Origin of the sequence: Parasutterella excrementihominis YIT 11859 (assembly GCF_000205025.1) — a bacterium.
In the GTDB taxonomy this organism is placed as follows: domain Bacteria; phylum Pseudomonadota; class Gammaproteobacteria; order Burkholderiales; family Burkholderiaceae_F; genus Parasutterella; species Parasutterella excrementihominis.
In genome coordinates this window covers 1-21,353 of the sequence record NZ_GL883681.1, presented here as the reverse complement: position 1 = coordinate 21,353, position 21,353 = coordinate 1, and the positions used below count along the sequence as shown (strand labels likewise).

At 43.9% G+C, this 21,353-nt stretch carries 16 protein-coding genes; 9 read left to right on the top strand and 7 right to left on the bottom strand.

The annotated features are described in order from the left end of the window. Nucleotides 1–39: 39 nt before the first annotated feature. On the bottom strand, nucleotides 40–1,179 hold the full coding sequence (locus HMPREF9439_RS01995; protein ID WP_008863497.1) for an ATP-binding protein: 1,140 nt from the start codon (nucleotides 1,177–1,179) through the stop codon (nucleotides 40–42). 98 nt (nucleotides 1,180–1,277) lie between these two features. After that, nucleotides 1,278–1,826 (bottom strand): hypothetical protein, encoded by a 549-nt coding sequence (locus HMPREF9439_RS01990; RefSeq protein ID WP_008863496.1) that lies wholly within the window; start codon nucleotides 1,824–1,826, stop codon nucleotides 1,278–1,280. A 133-nt stretch (nucleotides 1,827–1,959) separates the two neighbouring features. Here HMPREF9439_RS01990 and HMPREF9439_RS01985 point away from each other — a divergent pair, with 133 nt between their 5' ends. From HMPREF9439_RS01985 to HMPREF9439_RS01965, 4 genes are all read left to right on the top strand, one after another. Beyond that, a complete protein-coding gene (locus HMPREF9439_RS01985) occupies nucleotides 1,960–2,643 on the top strand; it encodes an AAA family ATPase (RefSeq protein ID WP_008863495.1) in 684 nt (227 codons plus the stop codon). Nucleotides 2,644–2,646: 3 nt separating this feature from the next. Next, nucleotides 2,647–2,964, top strand: coding sequence for a hypothetical protein (locus HMPREF9439_RS01980; protein ID WP_008863494.1), 318 nt, complete (start codon nucleotides 2,647–2,649; stop codon nucleotides 2,962–2,964). A gap of 319 nt (nucleotides 2,965–3,283) precedes the next feature. Further along, nucleotides 3,284–4,663, top strand: coding sequence for an HlyD family secretion protein (locus HMPREF9439_RS01975; RefSeq protein WP_008863493.1), 1,380 nt, complete (start codon nucleotides 3,284–3,286; stop codon nucleotides 4,661–4,663). Nucleotides 4,664–6,700: 2,037 nt separating this feature from the next. Continuing rightward, nucleotides 6,701–7,468, top strand: coding sequence for an ADP-ribosylglycohydrolase family protein (locus tag HMPREF9439_RS01965; protein ID WP_008863491.1), 768 nt, complete (start codon nucleotides 6,701–6,703; stop codon nucleotides 7,466–7,468). A gap of 134 nt (nucleotides 7,469–7,602) precedes the next feature. Here HMPREF9439_RS01965 and HMPREF9439_RS01960 read toward each other — a convergent pair whose 3' ends face one another. After that, a complete protein-coding gene (locus tag HMPREF9439_RS01960; RefSeq protein ID WP_157645798.1) occupies nucleotides 7,603–8,670 on the bottom strand; it encodes a hypothetical protein in 1,068 nt (355 codons plus the stop codon). Nucleotides 8,671–9,108: 438 nt separating this feature from the next. On the opposite strand from HMPREF9439_RS01960, the gene HMPREF9439_RS01955 reads away from it, so the two are divergent. Next, nucleotides 9,109–10,692, top strand: coding sequence for a hypothetical protein (locus tag HMPREF9439_RS01955; RefSeq protein WP_008863487.1), 1,584 nt, complete (start codon nucleotides 9,109–9,111; stop codon nucleotides 10,690–10,692). 165 nt (nucleotides 10,693–10,857) lie between these two features. On the opposite strand, the gene HMPREF9439_RS01950 is transcribed toward HMPREF9439_RS01955, so the two are convergent. The 3 genes from HMPREF9439_RS01950 to HMPREF9439_RS01940 form a co-directional block, all read right to left on the bottom strand. After that, nucleotides 10,858–11,067 carry a helix-turn-helix domain-containing protein gene (locus HMPREF9439_RS01950; protein ID WP_087941983.1) on the bottom strand — a complete coding sequence of 70 codons (210 nt, stop codon included), beginning with the start codon at nucleotides 11,065–11,067 and terminating at the stop codon, nucleotides 10,858–10,860. Between the two features lie 81 nt (nucleotides 11,068–11,148). Beyond that, nucleotides 11,149–13,068: a tetracycline resistance ribosomal protection protein Tet(W) gene (gene tet(W), locus HMPREF9439_RS01945; protein ID WP_008863485.1), complete on the bottom strand. Its 1,920-nt coding sequence runs from the start codon at nucleotides 13,066–13,068 to the stop codon at nucleotides 11,149–11,151. A gap of 594 nt (nucleotides 13,069–13,662) precedes the next feature. After that, on the bottom strand, nucleotides 13,663–14,622 hold the full coding sequence (locus HMPREF9439_RS01940) for a replication initiation protein (protein ID WP_008863483.1): 960 nt from the start codon (nucleotides 14,620–14,622) through the stop codon (nucleotides 13,663–13,665). A 545-nt stretch (nucleotides 14,623–15,167) separates the two neighbouring features. On the opposite strand from HMPREF9439_RS01940, the gene HMPREF9439_RS01935 reads away from it, so the two are divergent. The 4 genes from HMPREF9439_RS01935 to HMPREF9439_RS01920 all read left to right on the top strand — a co-directional run bounded on the left by HMPREF9439_RS01935 (nucleotide 15,168) and on the right by HMPREF9439_RS01920 (nucleotide 19,337). Continuing rightward, nucleotides 15,168–16,688, top strand: coding sequence for a coiled-coil domain-containing protein (locus tag HMPREF9439_RS01935; protein ID WP_008863482.1), 1,521 nt, complete (start codon nucleotides 15,168–15,170; stop codon nucleotides 16,686–16,688). Between the two features lie 309 nt (nucleotides 16,689–16,997). Then, nucleotides 16,998–17,525 carry a hypothetical protein gene (locus HMPREF9439_RS01930; protein WP_008863481.1) on the top strand — a complete coding sequence of 176 codons (528 nt, stop codon included), beginning with the start codon at nucleotides 16,998–17,000 and terminating at the stop codon, nucleotides 17,523–17,525. 347 nt (nucleotides 17,526–17,872) lie between these two features. Beyond that, on the top strand, nucleotides 17,873–18,340 hold the full coding sequence (locus tag HMPREF9439_RS01925; protein ID WP_008863480.1) for a hypothetical protein: 468 nt from the start codon (nucleotides 17,873–17,875) through the stop codon (nucleotides 18,338–18,340). A gap of 22 nt (nucleotides 18,341–18,362) precedes the next feature. Then, nucleotides 18,363–19,337 (top strand): IS5 family transposase, encoded by a 975-nt coding sequence (locus tag HMPREF9439_RS01920; RefSeq protein ID WP_008863479.1) that lies wholly within the window; start codon nucleotides 18,363–18,365, stop codon nucleotides 19,335–19,337. A gap of 905 nt (nucleotides 19,338–20,242) precedes the next feature. On the opposite strand, the gene rlmN is transcribed toward HMPREF9439_RS01920, so the two are convergent. Continuing rightward, nucleotides 20,243–21,151, bottom strand: coding sequence for a 23S rRNA (adenine(2503)-C(2))-methyltransferase RlmN (rlmN, locus tag HMPREF9439_RS01915; protein WP_008863476.1), 909 nt, complete (start codon nucleotides 21,149–21,151; stop codon nucleotides 20,243–20,245). Nucleotides 21,152–21,353: the final 202 nt, after the last annotated feature.

Below are 21,353 nucleotides of genomic sequence, written 5' to 3'. Positions count from 1 at the left end.
TTGTACTTTTCAGCGAAGACCGACCAAGTTTTCAGCCCTTTATCCGGACGGAGACTCCAAGTATTTATAGAAATTATCTCTGTTCACCGTATGGAAGAGAGCATCCGGATACGCTTCTCTAAACGACGGAGGAACTTTCGCTTTCGGTTGAGATAATTTGATTTCGAATGCTTCTATGTTGTCATCCGTCACTTCGATTAAGTCGATCTCGTTTGCGTTTTTCGTTCTCCAAAAATAATGCTGCGTAAACCGACTGTCGTAAGAACACTTCTTTATGCGTTCCATGACGAAGTAATTCTCGAACAGTGCGCCTTGCTCTTCCGGAGGTCTCGCGCCGAACGGAGTAAAACGACGAAGGATTGCGTTACGAAGTCCGAGATCGCAGAAATAGATTTTTTTGGATTTTTTTAACTCGTTGGCGAGATTCTTTGCGTAGGACGGAAGAATTTTGATGATGAAGCTCTGCTCTAAGAGCGTTAAGTAATTCTCGATGGCTGTAGAGCTCAAACCGCACTCTCTTCCAAGCGAAGAGACCGTGATCAGATTCCCGATGTTATGAGCTAGGAGGTAGACCAAATTATCAAAAGCCCTATGATCTCTAATTCCGGAGAGAGAATAGATGTCTTTGAAGGCTGTGGAGATAGCGTAGGAAACAAGATCCTCTTTCGCTTGTTCAGGATCGTCAATAACAAAAGGAAAAGAGCCGTATACGAGTCTGTCCGAGAGACTTCGTATTTCATCAATCCAAGAGGAACTATCCGCTAATTCCTGAGCAGAAAAAGGCCATAACTGGTACGCTCGAAAGCGGCCTGCAGCCGATTCAAAAGTTCCTCCGGCAAGGTCAAGAGAACTCGACCCGGTAACGATTAACTGGCAATCCGTCTTTAAGTCTACGAATCGCTTGATGAGCAAACCGATAGAGGGAATTCTCTGAGCTTCATCAATCACGATGAATTCATAGTTTGCGATAAGAGTCCGAAGTTCGTTTGCAGACGGCAGCGAAGTAAGAATTCTTACGTCATCGGGACTGTCTCCCGTATACCAGGCCGTTCGATAGTTTTTGAAAAGGTGTTCCAGAAGCGTAGTTTTTCCGACTTGGCGCATTCCGAACAGCTCGACAGCTTTATTTTTTGGGACTCTCAAAATGCTTGAAGAGATCCGTCTTGGAATGAAAGTCATGCTTTTTTCACTTATAAATGAGAATAGTCTAAACTTTTTTCATTTATAAGTGAAAAAAGTTTATTAATGTTCTATTTTGAGCTTTAAGCGTTAGAGAGTTATCCGCCTTTTTCGTTTCTCTGTTTTTTTGTTTCCTCATCGATTTCATTGACCGAAATTCCATGTTTTTCCGCTAGGTACTCCAACACTTTTAGTTTTCGGTTATTGGACTTGAGCTGAGATTTCAGAATTCGAACATTGGCTTCCAGCGTCTTAATTTTCTTCGCTTGGTAGTCTCTGGTAGCGCGTTCTTTTAGCTGACTGCGTTGCAATTTTTTAACCAGGCGAACAAACGGGATCAGCGCGCAGCAGATCGCCGCGATCGTGATAGTCAGGTGAGAGACCGGAATAGATTTATCGAGTAACGAGAAAAACTGCTTGATTTCGATAATTGGGCGACGCACCTCCGGATGAAGGAACGAATACAAAACAACAGCAACGAAGAGCGCAACTAAAGCAGCAACGCAATACTTCATAAAGGATCGCTCACCGTATCGGCTCGGTTCCTTTGTGTACCGGTTAATTACGTTCGCAGCCAGCACGCAGACATCGATCAGCAGCAGCCAAATCAGTAAAAGATCGAGGTAAAACTGGAATGAATCGCCCATCGTTCCCCCTAATATTTTTCTTCTCGATTTTACTAGTAAATTACTAGTAAAATGATGGCCATAACTTTTGCTATACCTACTATAGTCACTAACAAATTACTAGTGTTTCACTAGTAAAAAATCCGGAGGATTTATGGCGGCACCACGAATCATCGCTGTCTGCAATACAAAAGGCGGCACAGGAAAAACAACGGTTGCACTGCAGCTCGCAATTGCCCGCGCCCGTCAGGGTAAAAAGGTTTGGTTTGTCGACGGAGACCGGCAGCAGACAGGTGCTCTTGCTTTGTCTTTAAGACTTGAACAAAAAGGCAAAAAGGAAGTTCCCTTTGCGACTTACTCGGATGGAAAATCCCTTCAATTTAACGTCAGAAAATTAAGTGACCAGTTCGATACTGTGATCATCGACGTAGGCGGCTTTGATGCGACAACGATGCGTGCTGCCATGATGCTTTGCGATCTTTTGCTGATCCCCTTCCAGCCCCGCAGTTTTGATAGCTGGGCTCTCCCGAAAATGCACACTTTGTTAGAGGAAGTTCAGAGTATGCGAGGCGAATTCCCTGCATACGCCCTCTTAAACAGCGCCGACCCGAATAGCGTCGACAACAAAGAAGCGGAAGAAGCGCTTCAGGACTACCCGACCATGAAGTTCCTGAACTGCCCGCTGGGCAGAAGAAAAGCTTTTGCAACCTCTTCCGGATACGGTCTGGGCGTTGATGAGCTGAAGACGAGAGATCCTAAAGCAGTGAAAGAGGTCAAAGATCTTGTTAAAGCTGTATTCGGGGACGAAGAAGAAGAGGCCAACGCGAAGGAGCAGTAAGACATGTCTATCGCAAAGTTACCCAAGGTTGCTTCGCAGTTCGAGGAGCAGCTCAAGCCGAAGCCTGAGAAGAAAGCCGTTGATTTCAACTCAAAGGAAGTTCAGGACTTCATCGAATCCGCCCCGGACGGCGCCAAGCGCAAGTACAAACTCAAAGGGAAAAAGGTCGTTATTACACTAACGATGAATCCGGACGATCTGGACCGTGTGAATGAAGTTGCAGCAGACCTGGGAATGACTCGTGCAGCACTTTTGAACATGTGGATTCAGCAGCAACTCAAGAAAGGCGCTGTACCTAGGGAAAACGATAATATTTACTAGTAAATTACTAGTAAAAGACTAGTAAAACACTAGTAAATTACTAGTAAAAGACTAGTAAATTACTAGTAAATTGTAACAAAAATGGCCCCTTGAGACAACAGGGGTTATTTTGTAAATACCTGTTGTTTTGAGGAAATTGTAAGGAAATCGCGCAAATTAAAGTAGAATTGCCCATAAGGAAAAAGGACCGGAAACTTGGAACTTTCCGGTCCTTTTTGAATTTTTAACGCGAAAGGGCGGCAACCCTTGCGCATGCTTGGAAAGCTTGGCTTTCCAACTGGAACTGGTCAGATTGGAAACCTGACCAACAGAGTCAAGAATGTATTATACCGAATTTAGTTCGGCCGTTGGGCCGCGGAAAGTCGAAACCGACTTGCTCTTCCCGAAAGAAGAGATTTCTTTCCTGCAGCAAAACTGCAAGAAGGACGCTTATTTCGCGCTTCTGAGCGCCAGATCTGATACCGCTCAAAAAAAGCAGTTTTGCTTTCCCGTTGAGAAGATGGATTGGGTCATCGATCATCTCGACGTTAAAGCAGATACTTGGATTTCTCAATCAACGTTTTTTGTGCCGTCACGCCGGATTGTGTGCCTTTCCGGTATTAGTTCCCTGTTTCTTGACCTTGATTACTACAAAACCGATTGGGGAAAAAACAAGACTCCGGAAGAGGCTGCAAACCACTTCGTTCGGATCTGCCAAGAGGTCGGAATCCCAATTCCAAGCCTAATTGTCTTTAGCGGCCGAGGCCTTCAGATTAAGTGGCTTCTTTCCTACAACATCCCGCGTGCTGCCCTTCCCAGATGGAATCTCGCGCAGCAGAAGATTTGCAGGCGACTGGCACCCTACGGAGCGGATGCCAATGCCTTAGACGCAGCCCGAGTCCTGCGCGTCCTGCACACGACGAATACGCGGTCCGGACGTTTGGTCAGAGCAGTCTTTGTGAATTCTGATATAGACGGTCCCGTTCGGTATAACTTTGAAGACCTCTGCAACGCGCTATTTGAGTTCAGGAGAGACGAACTCATCTCGAGTGATACGATCCTTGAGGAATTTTCAAAACGCGCTCAAAAGCCCATTTTAAAAGGATTAGAGGCATTCAACCTGAACACGCTCAATTTTGCTCGGGCCGATGATCTTCTGAATATCATCCAAGCCCGCGGAGGGATTGCTGCAGGAAATCGCATGAACTGGCTTCTCTATACGGCTTCGTTTCTTGCGCTCTCTCATCAGCTGACACCGTTGAACTTCTATCACGAAGTACGAAAGATCGCTTTCATGATCGACCCGGGATTTAGATACTCCAACAGTGAGTTTTCTACACTGTACGCAAAAATAAAGGCTTATACGAACGGCGAAACGGTCATGTTTAACGGTCGTGAATATCCGGCGATTTATACTCCCAAAAATGAAACGATCATTGAAAAACTCGGTATCACGGAAGAAGAGATTCGCAGCAACAAAACCATCGTCGATACAGCTACGCGTCGAAAGAAGGACGCCGAACGATCAATGAAGCGCCGCAGAGCGCAAGGGACGGTTTCTAGGGAAGAGTATGACAAGCAGCGCTCAGAACAGAAGCGCTTCAATCTTGAGGCGATCGCAAGATTGAAAAAAGAAGGCTTGAGCATCCGGGCCATTGCAGAACAGCTGAAGCTCAACGAACGTGTAGTGCGCAGATATGCAAAGGAAATTACCCCCTGACCTGGTGCGTCTCCTTATCTAGTGGCGAAGCCGGAGTCTTTTTTTCTAAAAAAGAGATGTGTGGATGGTTGCTGAAATCGGAAACAACTCAGCGAACGTTCTGCACAGAGTTTTCCTGCGTCAGCGGAAAAAACTCTTGTGTTGAACGTGAGTGTTTTGAGTTGTTCTGATTTCAGCAGGGATGCAGACTTCTGCACAGAGTTTTCCTGCGTTAGCGGAGAAAACTCTTGTGTTGAAGTCGTATCGGCCTTTTCTTCGTTTGCCGGAGCTAAAAGATTTTTGTATTGCTTGAAATCGGAAACAACTCGGCGAGCGTTCTGCACAGAGTTTTCCTGCGTAGCGGAGAAAACTCTTGTGTTGAACGTGAGCGTCTTTGAGTTGTTCTGATTTCAAGACAGTGGTTGTTTCTTGTTTTGTTATTCGTTTGTTTTAACTGTGAATTAACTACGTTATTTTCTTTTTGGTTCTTTTTCTTTTGAAGAAAATAAGTTTGTTTTTACTAGTAAAACACTAGTAAAAACTTAGCAAGCAACGGATGGAACTGGTGCATCTCCTTATCTGTCAGTTAAGTACGCTGTACAAAAACTTTTGCCGAGAGCGCTTCGAAATTTAAAAGAAAAAACGCTCTTTCAAAAGAGCGGGGAATATCTCATAGTTGATTTCTTTACTAGAAAAAAAAATAATTAGCAAACTAAAAAGCGGACCTGGTGCGTCTCCTTATCTATTAATTAGGAAATCTCTGTAAATAGTTCTGCAGATCGAATAAGAGTTATTCCATCAACAAGGAAAAACAATAACGGGGAATTTCTCATAGTTGATTATTTTTACTAGTAAAAATTAGCGGTCAAAAACTATCTTTAGAGTAACTTAGAAGTGTCCCCTGAGGTATGACGGTATCTGTGCAGAAATTTTGCGATCGTTTTCAGGAAGCGCATTCCTTCTCCGTTTTGAAGTGGGTGCCTTGCTTAAAGTTTTAGAGTTTTATCCATCCGGAGATTCTTTTGAAACTCTCTCCAGACAATCGAGCTGGCTTTCACTTGTCCGGTTTATTCATTTTTCGGGAAAGGGTTTGAGGTTTGTTTTGGAGTTCCCGCAATCGTCGAGATAAAACCAAAGCAAAACGGCTAAGGATTCGCACTCCTCAGCCGCTTTAAGGATCAGATAAACGGAAAGAAATAAACCTGATTCCGCCAGTATACAAAAGGGTGGAAAACTATGACGGTTAAAAAAAGAATGATATTTTTACTAGTGTTTTACTAGTAAAAATAGATGATGTAGACGCTAGGAAGTCTTATCTAAGCCAGTTTTAAAGAGAAACGGGGCGCGCCAAAGACGCTCCCCGTTCTCCGCCCTCGGAATCCCGTACCTGAGGTTGAAGGCCCAAGTACGGATACAAATGCGCGCCTTTCAATATTTAGCTCTCGATCGTCTGGTCCCTCATAAGAGGGAGTAATCACTACGCACAGTCCAAGGACTGACTCTAGAGTCAAGGTCAATCTAGCTGAAGGAAGAGGTAATCGTCAATACGTTATTATTTTTTTGCTGGGACGAGGTATGTCGGGCGACTGACCCTTCTAAAAACAAAGAAAATTATCCTCTGAAATGGTCCGTGGCCTTACCTAAAACAGATGCTTGTTGAGCCGGATAAAAATATCTCCGGCAACTGCCTAGAAATTCAGGGTGAGACGGTATCTCAGCCAAGAACAGGGCTGAAGGAAGTTTCTTGTAGTTGTTGATTTTTACTAGTAAAACACTAGTAAATCAGGGATGGTGTAGGCCCCGGATACAGAGTATGAACCCCCTGTATCCGGTATTATTCGCGCGCCTTCCAACCTTAGCTCTCGAGCTTCCGGCCCGCACAATGGCGGGGAGCTCACTACGCGAGGCTCAGACTGTACAGTCAAGATAAATTTAGCAGTCGAAATTGAAGATAGTCAATGAGTTAAGAAGCTTCTTGACCTCAAAAATTTGAAGTTAGAATAAACGGGGAATTTCTCATAGTTATGAGTTTTACTAGATCTGAATAACAGGGGAACCATGATCGGCGCAATCATCGGCGACATTGCCGGAAGCACATACGAATTCAACAACACGTCGGACTACAACTTTCCAATGTTTGCTCATGGATCGAGTTTCACTGACGACACGGTTTGTACGATTGCGGTAGCTGACGCAATCCTAAGCTGCACTGATTATCAAACCTCTCTGCGGACGTGGTGCCGAAAATATCCCTATCCAATGGGTGGATACGGTGAGTATTTTTTCAACTGGTTTAAGCGTCGAGATCCTCGTCCTTACAATAGTTTCGGCAATGGCTCGGCCATGAGAGTAAGTCCGATCGGGTGGCTGTTCGGTTGTGAAAACGAAGTAAGAAAACAAGCGGAGTTATCTGCAGCCATTACGCATAATCATCCGGAAGGTATTAAAGGAGCAGTTGCTGCCGCGACAGCTATTTTTAGGATGCGGACAGAAAAAATTAAATCTCCCTCAATCTTTGAACAGGTTGCAAAAGAGTTCTATGGCTCGGACGCTTTTTTGAATTTACCTAGAAGAGGCGTTTTCGACGGAAGTTGCCAGAGCTGCGTTCCTTTAGCCTTGCATTTAGCCTCTCTCGCCACTAGTTTTGAGGATGCGGTTCGCCTTGCCGTCTCATATGGCGGGGACTCTGACACTATGGGCGCAATCGTAGGCTCCCTGGCAGAGGCGCAATACGAAATACCTCTGGGAATGACCAGCCGCGCAAAATCTTACTTGTCAAAAGATATGCTTGAAGTGGTTGAGCAGTTCGAGAAATCCAAGAAATAGGAAGCTCGGAAATAAAACCTGCTTTTTGACAGTGCTGCAACCACTTTTCTTTTCGAGAATTAGAAATTCGGCCTCAGTGAGAATCGGTCAACTAAGCGTAAAAGACCACTGAAACTTATCACTGAAGCCGTTGATTAGCGAAGCTTTTCAAGAGTTTCTTTTCTCTTCTGATCTTGTTGATCTTTAAGGTTTTTCCTCAGTGCATCAAACTCATGAAAATAATCGCGTAACAGAGTTTCTTTTAAAGACTCTAATTGTTTCTGTCCGTCTTCTGTTGAATACCAAGAATCCGGCAATTTGGCCGCGGCCCCCTTCAATCTCTCTAAGCATGCTAATTGCTGATTAACAAGATCCTGAAATAGCCTCGTCTCCGAAAGAACTTCAGATTGGATAGAAACTTCCTCCGTTTTTTCGGAAACTACAATATTTGGAATGTCGAGCCAATTTGGGCCATATCTTTTAGCGACAGCGTTGTATAGCCACGTGCTTACGTTCGTTATTCTCGGCTTACTCTTTATCCCGTTCGGGCCTCCGGGAAAAGGAACGACTGCAACCAAGGTCTCGTCAGTCCAGTATGCAAAGCAATTGGGATGGCTCTTGGATTCAAAATCCGGATTAAAAGGATCGTCAAAATTAAACGCTAAGGATGGAGTCCTGCTTTCAACGTCCCATAAATCAAGGAAGGTATCCAGAGACTGTTTTCCAAAGCAAATGATCAACTTTGGTTTACGAAGTTTGCGTTCATTCGAATAAATTTTCGATCGATGCTTTACAACAAATTTTATGTATTCATCAAAATTTTTAAGTCCTGTCCATTCGCTAAGCAGGATAGGATTGCGTTCGTCTTTAGTTGTGCGAACTTTGTATTCATTCCACTTCTTTCCTGACACTCTCCGGTTTTCAAACGAAATAGGAAACGCATTCAGGATTAAAGCCAGACCATTAACGCCTACGATTCCCAGCTCTTCCCAAGGTTCCCAATCCTGGTCGTAAGAGGCTTCCGTCTCAGGCTCTGTGCAGTTGTACAACTCGCATAGAATCTTCATCGTATTTCGACAAAACGGACTGCCTGATGCCCAAAAATTATCGATAAAGTCTTGCAAGGAAGTTGTTTGAATATCCTCAAGACCATAAGGTTCCAACTCGCTTTCTAGAATTGGAATTTTCGAGTCGTAACCTCCTCCCCATTCCAAACCGCACATCCAAACCGGGCTCCGAACGTTTCCTATCGTCGATCCGTAAAATGACTCGACAAGCTTTGTGAAGTTTTCGCTCATTACATTCTCCTAGATAACACTCATTTTTTGAATACTGTAAACGCCACTGAAGACACCTGGAATGATTTGAACCAAGGCTTCTCTTGGCGAAAAGAAACCGCCCATTGGATGTCTTTTCCGCCCTTAAGCAATTTCCCTAATATTTTTTACTAGCGTTTTACTAGTAAATCTTATGCTCACTCGCATGTATGGAAGCACGCCGCAGCTTCAAGAAAATCGAAACTTCGACGGGGAAAAACTCATATTTACTTTTACTAGTGTTTTACTAGTAAAAATATCCTGTTCCACTAAGGCAAGAATAAGAAAGCAGTTATCCAAAGACGTGATTGTTCAGAAAAAGCCGGAGAACCATAATGGAGCCGTATGAGCACACAAGTTTTCGTTCTTGAATTGCCAATTAAGGACAGCGATGATGTGGTTCGATTCCTAAACCGGAAATTTGACTTCGCCTTGTCCTTATACAACGCCACCCTGCATACCGCGCTCGGTCGTTTAGAGCGAATGCGTAATTCTCGGGAGTGGCGGGAGGCAATACTGTTGCCAAAGGGAAAAGAACGCTCTAGAAAACTCGCTGAAATCAGGTTCTCTTTCGGTCTTACGGAATTCAGCCTTGGCAAGATAGCCAACGGCCACAGGAATGGAGCCAAGCGGTTTGTCCGAAAAACAGATCCCGGCGCAAAAAGAGTGAAAAACGAATGCATTCTAGGCGTAGAAGTTGCTGAAGCAATTGGCTCTCGTGTCTGGAGATCCGTCGAAAGATACCTCTTTGGAAAAGGAGGACGTCCAAGATTTAAATCCCGGGGGCGCGGACTGCATTCCTTGGAAAATAAGTCGAATCATGCCAATATTATTTGGCATCCGAAAGAAAAGGCATTTGCCTGGAATCGACGCAGAATACCGGTCGAAATATCTTCTAGCGAATACCTTAGGGAAGCGCTTTCAGATCCTGCGGACCCTTCTAAACCCCGTAAATTTAAGTATTGCCGGGTTTGCCGAAGACGCATCCGAGGCCGTAGGCGCTATTTTTTGCAGCTCATCTTAGAAGGACATCCTCCCGTCCGCTACATACCGGGTCCGAAAGAGAAGTGGGTTGGTATCGATCCCGGTCCGGCAAAAATAGCTTGTGTATCTGAGGACGGTGTTTTCTTGATCCCGTCATCTCCCGCAAGTTTGAACGATCATTCGATCGAAAAAAGACGTCTTGCCCAGCTGATGCACAGGTCGCTGAAAGCTACGAATCCGGATAACTTTGAAGCGTCGGGAGCAATCAAGAAAGGTGCTGTTTGGAACTGCTCTAATCGTTTCAAAAAGCTCGTAAATCAACGCAATGAGATTTTTAGGATTGAGACTGCCGCCAGAAAGACAGATCACAGGCGCATCGCCAACATAATTATTCAAATGGGCGGAACGATTAAATGCGAAAAAAACAGCTATCAAAGTTTTCAGGAAAATTTCGGTAAGAGTGTAAGAAAGCATGGGACAGGAGATTTAATTCAGTGTTTGCGCCGTAAGGCTGAAAGTGCCGACAATGCAGATTTCATTGAATTAAACGCCTATCGCTGCCGACTTTCACAGTTCAATCATGTTGACGGGTCCTACATAAAGAAAACGCTCAAGCAGCGCTGGACCCGGATCAGTAATACCGTTGTTCAGCGAGATGCGTACAGTGCCTTTTTAGCAATGTGCGTTATCGAAAATAGGCATGATCCGCGGCTTCTTCGTGAGAAGTGGCCGAGTGTGGAAACGCTCTTAAGGCGTGCCGGACTTGCCCGTGACTACAATCCTGCGAAAGATTTCGACTTGTCGAGATCTGCGATTGAGCCCGTATTCGCTGCGGCTTTTCGTCAGAGCGGGATGCACGCCAGAATCATTTGTGCTTTCGGCGACAGCCGCTCAGAAAATGTTTTAGGACATCCTCGGCGGACAAACCGAAAGCAGATCAAATGAATAGACTCTTCTCTGTTAAGTCTTATCGAGAGAAGGGGAGTTTCGAGGTATCTGTTGGCGTAGTTTTGCGTTGCAATAAAAGGCTCTAAGGAAGGAGGTAGTTTTTTGCTTCCCTGACTTTCTCCGTTGAGATTTTTACTAGTGTTTTACTAGTAAAAGTCATATTCATTCGCACGTATGAAAATCCGTCTCTGCTCTAAGAGCCATTTTTTTCAACATATTTAAATCGGGTTCATTAACATCTCTCTCCCAATTCGATAGTGCCTGCCGGGTAACATTCAATTCCCCGGCTAGTTCTTCCTGTGTCATTCCCAATTGTGTTCGCAGATGACGTATTTGCTTTCCTGTTGTAATATTCGTCTGTTCCTGGTTCAAAATAGTTTCTCCTCTCTGATACTGATTTTATCAATGATATTTCGCAATAGCCAGCAATGAACGCTTGCATTGCGCAAGACGTTACATTATCTTCTGAAACATATAGCGCACCTTGTCCAGGCGGCTGTTTGGACGGCGGGGCTGGATGACTGGCTTGCCGACAGCGGCCTGATACCCTTTCAGTTCTGTAAGGCATACGCTCTGCCCGTTGGTGTAAAAGGCCAGATCAGTACGGTATGCCTGTATACAGCGGGCGGGAATCTCGCCAGTAAAGACAACTTCATCCTTTTTTACCTGGACCGTTTCGATGGTGGCACAGTATTTCGGTGCATCATGATAAGCCCTGGAAAGATATTCCCGGGGCGCATAGAGGGTGAAGGAGAGATAAGGTTCCAGCAGTTGCGTCCCTGATTCCTTCAATGCCTGTTCCAATACAATCGGGGCCAATGAGCGGAAGTCCGCCGGCGTGCTGACCGGACTGTAATAAAGCCCGTATTCAAAGCAAATCTTACAGTCCGTTACGTTCCAGCCGAACAAGCCCTGCTCCAGCCCGTAACGGATACCATCCCTGACAGCGTTTTGAAAACTCTGGTTCAAGTATCCCAGCGAAACCCGGCTCTCGTGTTGTACACCGGAGCCAAGCGGGAGTGGTGTAACAGACAGTCCGATGGATGCCCAAAACGGGTTGGGCGGCACCTCGATATGGATGGTGTGGCTGGCTGCTTTGAGCGGCCGCTCCATATAAATGACGGTGGGTTCCTTTACCACTGTTTCAAGCTTGTATTTTTCCGACAGCAAAGCGGAAACAACCTCCAACTGCACCCGGCCCAAAAAAGAAAGAATGATCTCATGGGTGATGGAATCCACCTCGCAGCGCAAAAGCGGGTCAGTATCCGCAAGTTGCGTAAGAGCGTCCAGCAGCCGTTCTCTTTGCGCTGCCGTTTTCGGCGCAATCGACGTCCGCAGCATGGGGAGGGGGTCCTCACGCCACCTTTTACGAGGGAGCCGGGTTGGGTCCCCTAATACATCGTTTAACCTCACGCTGTCGCTGGGAAGGATAACAATTTCACCCGGATAAGCGGTGTCTGTCCGAACAATTTCCCCTTTGGATGGAATACGCATCTCTGTGATTTTCAGCTTTTCTCTCCCGGCCAGGGCCACCGTATCCCGCAGGCGCAGCGTTCCGCTGTATAGCCGTAGATAGACACGCCGCTGGCCGCAATCTGTATACTCCACCTTGAAAACGCTGCCGCATAGGGCGGCGCTCCCCTGTTCCCCAATCGGTTGGAACAGCCCTGTCACCGCATCCATCAACGGTTGAATGCCAAGGCCCTTTTTGGCGCTGCCATAATAGACCGGGAACAGGGAGGCGTCTTGAACCCGCCGCTGTTCCTCCCGCACAAGTTTTTCCCGGCTGATTGGTTCTCCTGCGATATACTTTTCCAATAATTTATCGTTATTTTCGATGACCGCATCCCATGCTTCTATGTCGGTATTTTCCTCCAGGACTATTTCCGGGGACAGCGACACCGTCTGCTTGATGATAATATCGGCGGAGAGCTTATCCCGAACAGACTGAACCACGCTCTGCAAATCAACGCCAGCCTGGTCGATCTTGTTGATAAAGATAACGGTGGGAATGTTCATTTTCCGCAGGGCATGGAACAGAATACGGGTCTGGGCCTGCACGCCATCTTTAGCGGAGATCACCAAGATGGCCCCATCTAAAACAGCCAAAGAGCGGTACACCTCCGCCAAAAAATCCATGTGGCCGGGCGTATCCACAATGTTGACTTTACATCTGTGCCACTGGAAGGAAGTGACTGCCGCTTGAATGGTAATCCCACGCTGCCGCTCCAAAAACATGGTGTCCGTCCTCGTTGTCCCTTTTTCGACGCTCCCCGGTTCTGAAATGGCTCCGCTGGCATATAGCAGGCTCTCCGTCAAGGTCGTCTTTCCAGCGTCTACATGGGCAAGAATTCCAATATTGATTATTTTCATGTGATTGTCCTCCCTTTACTGCCCCGAAGGGCATAAAAATCCCCAGCAGTAAAATACTTTTACCACTGGGGATGATAATTTGCGGACATACACATATACAGCATACACCTGTTTGTGAGTGCTGTTTTTGGGGATATGTCAAAATTGATAAGGCAAAAGTATTCTTAAATTGGGTACAAAAAACTAAGCCCCTACAAAAGGGACTATCATAATCCTTTGTTCCCACTATTTGATTATAGTTTTATTTAAGAATACCTTGCCGCATATTTTTTACTCCTTTTCTGGAATTGAATTATTATATCACATCAGTTTTAGGAAAACAAGTATCTAAAAGAAATTTTTCTTCCCCTTATATGTAACAATCATACCGGCTTCCTAACGTTCAGAATGGTTTCTACTGTCTGCTGCGGTGTTTGGTTGGAATTGTCCAGCCAAAAGCCGATCCGTGGTGTTGTCTGCATTTTACTAAATACAAATTCAATGTATACAGAAAGAAATATATAAGGAGTGGGAGGGATTCCGCCGTAGTCGGCATTGTAGGAAAATCGAAATTTAGACGGGGAAAAACTCATATTTAAAATTCGTCCCCGAAAATCAGAAAGAAAAACCAAAGCTGCGAAGCATCTTCTGTACGTTTTTGTTCGCAAGCACTTCCGGCTTTTTCAACTGCGGAGCCAGCCAGTCGATTGCAATTTGATTGGTGTAGAAAGTGCGGAAGACACTTACCGGCAAAATATTTTCATTTCGAAGGACCTGCATGACCATATCGCAGTCCCGGGCAATCGCTTCTGAAGCGAAGTACCTGGCCTGTTTGTCCGTAATTTTGATGACCGGATGTGGGTCAGCCTTTTCCAGCGCTTTTAACGCGATTAGGCGAGGCTTATCTTCGAGAATGAATTTGATCGCAACAACTTTGCGTCCGGCCTTAATCTCCTCGAAACGCACGTTGAACACGGTATTTTGGCTGTTGTTGATCTGTTTGATTGATGACTTAATGGCGAACCTCTTGAAGTCTCCGTAGAGCTTGAGACGGTCCCCAATTTCAAGGATGCTTCTCAGTTCTTGGACATCAATTTTCATCCAGCGCGTATCTCTGTACTGGCACAGCATTGTATAAAGAATTGCGGCGTATGCCGTTAGGCCTCGTATCTCCTGCAGTTTCAGCAACGTAAAACCTTTCCGGAAGTCGTGCAGGAAGGGTAGGAGCTTTTGAGAAAGCGTGACAACAACCTCTCCGCTTCCTTTTACATACCCGATATCTTGTACCCAGCGGATTTTTCGTTCGATGAGCGCGTTATCAGAAGCATCTTTTTCAGTAAAGACAATGTAGCGATCAAACAGAGTCTCGACCGCTTGCCTCAAGTCTGCGTACGCGGTTGAAGGATCTGAACCTAAGGAGATAAGTTCTTGAGCAGAGACCCGGCACTCAAGGCACCGGTCCTTTACCTGGAAGTTCTTAGCGATGGCGACAAAAAGAATACGCAATTCGCTGGTCGTGAGGCGTCGTGCAGCTCTATTAACCTCATTCCCGTACTTTACAATTAGCTCTCCCATGGTCGTACGCCTTAGTTATTAATTATGAGCTCATTATACAGACTCATAATTCACGGGGAAAAACTCATACTTACACGGGGAATTTCTCATACTTTACGGGGAAAAACTCATATTTAACGGGGAATTTCTCATATTAAGTTGCGTAGAAGCCTTGATCACCAAGGACTTTGGGATGTCTACAATTAATACAAATAAGACAAGTAAAACAAAACGACATTCGCCGAAACGATCCGATTGCTAAGAACTTAGCTCATCATCTGACGTTTTTTTTTTCGATTGATTTTTTGTTTTTTAGTAACGGGGAAAAACTCATATTAGAGATTTTTACTAGTGCTTTACTAGTAAAAATTACCAGATTGCAAATGTCTACACGCCTCTTCGCAGTTTTTTAGGATTACATGTACAGAGAATAGAAGGGAGCGGTGGTTGCAAGAATAGCTCTGTTTAGGGGATCACCCATGGGAAAGTCCCATATAACGATTTGTTAATATAGTAATTACTACAAGAATAAAACATCCCAAGACGTTTAAACACAAGGAAAATAAATGCAATCGCTTGGACCCAGACCTTATCCGAGAGAGGACACTGCCACTACTCGCGACTCTGATGACTATTTAGAAAAAAACGGACTCGGCACTCGTGAAACAGCCAGCCCCGGTGAACTAAGTCCAACCGGAAGCGTTAATGAGCTGCTAAAACAAGTAGCAACTGATAATAATGTTAGCAGCGATGAACTCATAGCTTTTTTAGGAAGTAAGAAAGAGCTCTGGGGCGGCGAAAACTTTGCACTACTGCTAGCTAAAAAACTCTATTCCCTTAACCAACGAGAAATCGAGCTTTCAAACAAAATAAAAACAGCCAAAGAGACTTTCGATAAAAGGATTCTTGACTCTCAAACCGAACTCAATAAAAAACTAGTGGAACTGGGGGATGCGCTTTCCCCCATTAAAAAAAGCCAAGAAGAAGCAACCAAAGACTTTGAGAGTTTTAAGACTTCCACTGAAGAAAAACTATCAAGGTTTGAAATCGGTATAAGTTCGGCTCACACAAAGGAAGTAATCCTGAGAAGAGAAACTTTCGAAAAAATTGATCAATTAAACGTAGACCTTACCGAGAACTCTGTCAACCTTAGAAATAGCATAAATTACATCGAAGAAAAGGCCGATAAATCTCTAGAAAAAGTCGAGGAGCAGAGGAATAACTGCGACGCCCTCCGAGGTTCTCTTAGAAAAATGAGAGAAGAGTGTATAGATGACATCGACCGATTAAAAAACTCGGTTACTTTGTACGAGCAAAGTCTCTCGGCAGACAAGCCGGGAATTACAGAGGAGGATAGAGAAACCTTCGGAGAAGAAATGTGCGACTTTGTTTTAAGAGCAACAGCTCGCATTCAAGGCATCGACTCTTTAAAAAGCTCCCTTCAAAAAGAGCTTGATACCCTAAAACTCCAGGCACGGGAGCATGCTCGATATATTTCCTCGTTGGAAAATGCTAACGAGAAGCTTGAAACGACAATAAAGTCGCTCCGAGCCCAAATTTCCGCACTTCAAAAAGAACTGATTAAACCGAAGGGCGTAGAAGATAAAGTCAATGCAGATGTTAAAAAAGAGAAATCTTCCAGTGTTTGGATAGCTCTTTTCTTTTGTGTTTTAGCGGTTTTCATTTTTATCGGTCTTAGGCTTCAAGAGGAACCTCCGCAACAAACAAGACCATTACCCGATCCTGCAAGAATACAGGTTTCGGCAAAAGAAGCCGCTCAAAGTAAAATAATTAGTACGTTTAACCTCCCGGTTAATTTTGATGGAGGATTGAGTTGGTACCGTTCGTATTTCTCTGATTACGACGATAAACAAATTATCAATTACTTAAAATACCAACAGCTTAATAAAAGGCAAATATCCTCCAAAAGGCTCAATAAAAAACAAAAAGATTTAATAACGTATTTCTGCGAAGCTCCTCACTTTGAAGCACTGCTCACAAAAGGCTACCGCTTCCAGTGTGTCCTTGAAGATATGGAAAAGAAGATACTGCGCAGTTTTCCAATAACAAAACAAGATTGCCAATAATTCCGCTCTTCGCTATTCCCTTTCTGGGTAGTCATCGAGTTCATTTTTCTTTAATCACGTTTGGTGACTGTCTTTACACCTGTTGTGGTCATTTTATGCCGTCGCGTACCAAGCAAGGAAAAGTTAATACTTCATTGTTTTTACTAGTAAAAATTCACTATACGGTATTGAACGTGGGATTTGTTGTATCAAGTTCGATGAGTTAATTTTTAATGGGCGTTGAGGGTCACGAGAAGTCAAGCCTATTCCTGTGTGAGGATCCTGACATTAGACTAATAGGAAGTTGCGTTAAGAGGACAATCTTTAATAATGCACCCCCAAGAAGAGAGATTCGAACATATAAAAGATGAACTGGAAAAGGCAGGGATAGATTTTGATGAATATAGATACGAAGAAGGGGCTCTAGAGATTTTTTCAAGCTATTCGAGTTTAAAGAAGCTAGCTCCGTGGTGTTTGAGTAGAATACATATTGAATATGAGAGAATCATCTTCAGAGATGAGGAGTGCATCCAATTCTTTAGGGAGCAAAGAGCCGAAGAACTGAGGGGACACAGTTCCGTAAATTCAACAGAAAAAATACAACTTGTTGATAGTCGCACAAAGTTTATTCAGCAGCTATCTTATCCGCCGTCTCTTTTCCTGCTTATTGCGATATTGAAGAGATATTCAATTCCGTATGTGGATAATACGTCTAGAGGCGGCGCATTTTGGATTGATGGTGACTTAGATTCTCTCAAGTGGCTAATTGACGGTTTAACTTCTATTGGATTTTCTTGTAGATTTATAGCCAAGAGAAGGAAGAAAAACCTTCCTAAACTTTGGATTACGTGGCCGTAACTTTTCTATTTACTTAAGCCTTGGAAACGACTAGTCCGCGGTCTCTTCATCTTAAATTATTCACTTTTGCGTAAGGCTCATGTCTCATAAAGTTTCTTTATCCTTTTCTTTAAGAGAAAATGGAATATATTTTTACTAGTGTTTTACTAGTAAAAAAGTTGTAGATCAGTATCTCTTAGGTCTCAACAGAAAGTGGTATCTTGTTGAGAATGAAGAAGATCCTTCTTATACGACTACTCTGATGAGGTCGGTCCCTGATAAGCATAGATTTTGTCCCCAGCAGCGAGAGCCACGGAAGCCAGCTTTAAAAAACGAGAAGGAAAAGCTTTAAAAAGCGAGGAAATCTTATGTCAGGTTATTATTTCAGCACTATCGAAAAGCGGAAGAAGACAGCCTTAACGAATATTTCCATCGGTCAGGTGTGGTTTCTCTCAGAAGAACGTTGTGCATGGGGAAACTACATTCGTTATACGCCCAGAGTTCATTATGTATCACAAGCTGCAGCAATCGGAGATGCCGAGCGGAAACGTGATGCAGGAGCTTCTTGGACCATTTGGGCAGCCGCGGTGTTAGTTGCAGAGTTTCAGTCAACAGAGGTGCCAGGAAAAAAACTATACCTAATAGCCCGTCCAACGAATGACATACATTACCTTTGGCCCCTCGAATTAAAAATACTTGATGGCAAACTCATTAAACCTAAAACATATTATTTTGACGAAGAGTCGGTACAGCTAAGCAATTGCAACTATGAAGAACTTCTATCGTTTTTGTCTAAGGAATCTCTGCACAAAAGGTGGGTGATATGCTATAATTAGCACACTACCGAAAAGTGTGACTATGAAGATTAAAGCCCCCACATTCGCTGATTTATTTGCAGAAACCTCACCGCAGCTGGGCGGTGCCAGAAGAACAAAGTTCCTGGAGACTTTAGACCGCATCATTCCTTGGCAGGGCTTGAAATCTTTGATAGGCCCTTATTACAGTGAAGGCAAACGCGGCGCTCAGCCTTATCCTCTGGAACTCATGATCCGCATTCGTTTCCTTCAGCTGGTTTATAACCTTTCTGATCCCATGTGTAAGGAGACGCTTCACGACTCGTTCGCATGCCGCCGCTTTGTCGGTCTGACGATGGATTCAAAATGTCCCGATGAGACCACGATCCTACGTTTCCGTCATCTCCTTGAGAAAAACGTTCTGGACAAACAAGTCTTTGATTTGTTCAAGCAGCAGCTTACCGCCAGGGGGCTTCTGTTCAGCAAGGGCACGATTGTTGACGGCTCTTTTATTGAAGCACCGAGTTCGACGAAAAACGCTGACAAAAAGCGAGATCCTGAAATGCGTTCAGCGAAGAAAGGCAGCAACTGGCACTTCGGAATGAAGATGCACATTGGTGTGGATAAAGCCACCGGAATCATCCACACGGTGGTAACGACCCCCGCTAATGTTCACGATGTGACAAAAGCGGACGAATTACGCCGCCCCGATGACTGGGAAGTAATCGGCGATTCCGGATATCTCGGTATGGAAAAGCGTGAGAGTGCAGATCCTGAACGAGTAACTTATACGGCTGCGAAACGCTACGGCCAGAGAAAGAAGCTCTCCGCAGAGAGAGTTGCCGACGAAAAGGTGCTGAGTTCAATTAGATGTAAGGTCGAACACGCCTTTCATCGAATTAAAGTTCAGTTCGGATATAGGAAAGTACGATATAGAGGACTGGCCAAAAATACGGCGCGCTTAACAATGCTGGCCTCGATTGCCAACATGTTCATCGGAAATTGCTTCGAAAATCGAACTAAGGTGAGCTTCGTCTAGGATAACTGTATCTATTGGGGAGGAAATTGATTGATTAGGCCCCAATCAACTCCTCCTGAATGGAAAATTTCGGCCAGATCCTTTGAAAATTAAGTCTCTAAAGGCCATTGGGAAGAATCAAGCATTTTACAGAGCTTCCCTAACATTCTTCCTGAAGACAATACCTTCTTTTCCAAGGAGACCCCTTTTCTCATAGGAGAAGAATATTCCGCGTTGGAGGATTCGTTGAGTTGTAATCTGTTTATTAAATCCACTTCTCATGGCGGAGATTATCGGCTTGGCTGGTACAGGGATAATGACCGACTGAGAACTCCTAACCCTTTAGCAAACCTCATGTTTTTTATGTAACTCCCTGCGATTAGGTTCCACATTCTCACCCCCTTTCTCGTTGGAAAGTTGGTGGTGCTTCCCCCTTTTCGCGGGGCAATACTGCCTTTTGAAAAAAACGCCGAAGATTTTCGGATTTTTTTCAAAAAATTTTTTGAGCAGCAAAATACGCCTGTCCGAAAAGCCCGGACAGGCGTATAGGTATTGTAAGTAGTATTTAGATGATTAGACAGTTCATATTCAAGGGTGGAGAGGTTCCCGACGGTGGTCGGGCTTTTTTTGATAAGTCAATGACCGTCGGATTTTGTCGATAGGGTATGTGCTTCATGGCGGCTACCTCCTTTAGCCGCCGCTTTTAACAGTGATACCGCGTCATTTCATCAGAAAATAAAAAGAAACGGCGGCTTTGATTTTTCAAAGCTGCTGCGGAAATCAAAGAACGACAAGCAACAGTTCTGATTTTGCTCCAATATGGTTATTGGGGGCACAAATTAAAATCAAAAAAGAGCCGATAACAGCAGTATTTCAAACTGCATATTATCGGCTCTGCGTCTGTGCGTCTGGCTCTTTTAATTAAATTATTTTTGTTGTTTTTTGGCTTTATTATATGTATTAGCTAATTGTCCACAAGCTGCTTTAATCTCTCTACCATGAGAAACTCTCATGGTAACTTCAAGTCCTGTTTGCTCTAATTGATGTTTGAACGCAACCATTTCTTGTTTTTGTGGTGCTCTAATTTTTGAATTACTCGTCGGGTTGTATTGCAGCACGTTAATCATAACATTTTTGCCCTTAAACCATTTTGCAAGTTGCCTTATATCTGAGGAACGGTCATTTATACCTGGTAAAAGTAAATACGCAAATACCACTTTTCGATTATGCCTTTGTGAATAGGACAATGCTTGCTTAACAACATCTTCAATAGCGTACTTGTGCATATGAGGAATGATACAGTTTCTCGCAGCCTGTGTTGCTGCATGTAAAGATATTGTCAACTGAATTTTTAGATGTTCTTCGCGCAATTTTTTTAATTGCTTAACTGGACCAACTGTTGATACGGTAATGCCGTCGGTTGGAAAGTTAAGTCCATTTCTATCTCGAAGAATATGGATTGCTGCAATCAAGTTGTCGTAATTGAATAAAGGTTCTCCCATTCCCATAAAAACGATACGATTTACTTTTTGACGTATCAATATGACCTGCTGCACAATTTCAGACGGTGTTAGATTACGAACAAAACCATTGCGTCCGGACTCACAAAAAATACAGCCAACAGGACAACCAACTTGCGTACTTACGCAAACAGTCCCACCATCTCGCCGTTTAATAAAAACCGTTTCGATATACCTGTTGTCTTTCAATTCATAAACATACTTTTCAGTATCGCTACTTTTATAGACTTTTTTTGTTGATATTGATAGATTTTTTTTTGTGAAATGGCTGTTTATATAATTCCGTATATAAGGCTCTTGCTTTATCCTCTCCAATTACTTCCGACATTTCTTTGTAAGTAAATCCGTATGGGTCATTCAATATTTCCGTAGGTGTACTTTTAGGTAAGTGTTTCATTTAATATCCTTCCTTTTCAAAATTAAAAAGTTTGTTTTTCAGAGTTTTTGATTATGATTTCTAATTTTTCAACATCAACGATATGTGTTTAATTAAAGGTTTCTCAATTATTTGTACTAT